Here is a 2,595-nt window from a genome sequence, read left to right on the forward strand (position 1 = left end):
TACCCAGCTTGAATACTATGACGTGCGTCAAGCCGTTGAAGATATTCAGCCAGGCGCATATGAAACTTTGCCATATACATCTAAAGTGTTGGCAGAGCAGCTTGTACGTAAAGCTGATGCAGAAAATTTAACGGCCTATTTAACCCAGTTGATCGAACGCCGTCAGGACTTGGATTTCCCTTGGTATCCTGCACGTGTGGTGTGTCATGACATATTGGGTCAAACAGCATTGGTGGATCTTGCAGGCTTACGTGATGCGATTGCTGAAAAAGGTGGTGATCCTTCTAAAGTCAATCCTGTGGTGCCAACCCAGTTGATCGTCGATCACTCTTTGGCGGTGGAATATGGCGGTTTTGATCCTGACGCTTTTGAGAAAAATCGTGCAGTTGAAGACCGCCGAAATGAAGACCGTTTCCACTTTATTGAGTGGACAAAAACCGCATTTAAGAACGTCGATGTAATCCCTGCGGGTAACGGCATCATGCATCAAATCAATTTGGAGAAAATGTCTCCAGTGATTCAGAACCGTGATGGCTTGGCATTCCCAGATACTTGTGTCGGTACAGATTCACATACACCACATACCGATGCGCTTGGTGTGATTTCAGTCGGTGTCGGTGGTTTGGAAGCTGAAAATGTCATGCTCGGTCGTGCTTCGTGGATGCGCCTACCTGACATCATTGGTGTGGAATTGGTTGGTCAGCGTCAAGCTGGTATTACTGCAACGGATATCGTACTCGCATTGACTGAGTTTTTACGCAAAGAACGTGTTGTCGGTGCTTATCTAGAGTTCTTCGGTGAAGGTGCTGACAGCATGTCTGTGGGCGACCGTGCTACGATTTCCAACATGACACCTGAATACGGTGCAACTGCTGCGATGTTCTACATCGACCAGAACACCATTGATTATTTACGTCTGACAGGTCGTGAAGATGCACAAGTAACTTTGGTTGAGCAATATGCCAAAGAGATCGGTCTTTGGGCATCTGATATGACCAAAGCTGAATATCCACGTGTATTACGTTTTGACCTTTCAACGGTCACTCGTAATATTGCAGGACCATCAAATCCACATGCTCGTGTTTCTACTGCTGATTTGGCGGCAAAAGGCATTGCAGGGAATTTGGATGCAGCAAAAGCACAAGAAGCAGCAGGTTTAATGCCTGATGGTGCTGTGATTATTGCTGCAATTACCTCTTGTACCAATACATCAAATCCACGTAATACAGTGGCAGCAGGTCTATTAGCACGTAAAGCCAATGAATTAGGTTTGGTGCGTAAACCTTGGGTGAAATCTTCGTTTGCACCAGGTTCTAAAGCGGCTGCGTTGTATCTTGAAGAAGCAGGCGTATTGGAAGATCTTGAGAAACTTGGTTTTGGCATCGTCGCGTATGCCTGTACCACCTGTAACGGGATGTCGGGCGCACTTGACCCTGTGATTCAACAAGAAATCATTGACCGTGACTTATATGCCACCGCCGTGCTTTCAGGTAACCGTAACTTTGATGGTCGTATCCATCCCTATGCAAAACAAGCGTTCTTGGCATCTCCTCCATTGGTTGTCGCTTATGCAATTGCAGGCACGATTCGTTTTGATATCGAAAAAGATGCACTAGGTACAGACAAAGATGGTAATCCAATTTACCTGAAAGATATCTGGCCTTCAGATGCTGAAATTGATGCGCTCGTCAAAGAAGCGGTGAAGCCTGAACAGTTCCGTAAAGTCTACATTCCAATGTTTGACTTGGGCGAATTTGAACAAGCTGAAAGTCCGTTATACGACTGGCGTCCGCAAAGTACTTACATCCGCCGTCCGCCGTATTGGGAAGGTGCATTAGCTGCTCCACGCACTTTAACTAATATGCGTCCGCTTGCGATCTTGGGGGATAACATCACCACTGACCATTTATCGCCTTCCAATGCGATTATGATGGATTCGGCTGCGGGTGAATATCTACATAAAATGGGTGTACCTGAAGAAGATTTCAACTCATACGCAACCCACCGTGGTGACCATTTAACTGCACAACGTGCGACATTTGCCAATCCGAAACTGTTTAATGAAATGGTGGTTCGTTCAGACGGCACGATTAAGCAAGGTTCAAAAGCACGTGTCGAGCCAGAAGGCGAAGTGATGCGGATGTGGGAAGCGATTGAAACCTACATGAACCGTAAGCAGTCATTGATCATTGTAGCGGGTGCGGATTATGGACAGGGTTCGAGCCGTGACTGGGCAGCGAAAGGCGTGCGTCTTGCAGGTGTTGAAGCGATTGTTGCCGAAGGTTTTGAGCGTATTCACCGTACTAACTTAGTTGGTATGGGCGTTTTACCGCTTGAGTTTAAAGCAGGTGTGAACCGTAAAACGTTAAAGTTAGATGGTACTGAGCTATATAGTGTGATTGGTAATATTGCACCACGTTCGACTTTAACTTTAGTCATTGAACGTGCCACAGCGGATGGTAAGGAAGAGATTCTGGAAGTGCCTGTGACTTGTCGCTTAGATACTGAAGAAGAAGTTTCTGTGTATGAAGCGGGTGGTGTATTACAGCGTTTTGCACAAGACTTTTTAGAAGGTCAAGTGGCTTAATATTTAAG

At 46.0% G+C, this 2,595-nt stretch carries 1 protein-coding gene; it reads left to right on the forward strand.

What is annotated here, in order from left to right; genetic code table 11:
* Positions 1–2,587 (forward strand): Fe/S-dependent 2-methylisocitrate dehydratase AcnD (acnD, locus tag JR005_RS09560; RefSeq protein ID WP_218664966.1); only part of this gene is annotated, 2,587 nt, incomplete at its 5' end.
* Positions 2,588–2,595: the final 8 nt, after the last annotated feature.

Source organism: Acinetobacter sp. Colony158 (genome assembly GCF_019264745.1).
Classification (GTDB): Bacteria; Pseudomonadota; Gammaproteobacteria; order Pseudomonadales; family Moraxellaceae; genus Acinetobacter; species Acinetobacter ursingii.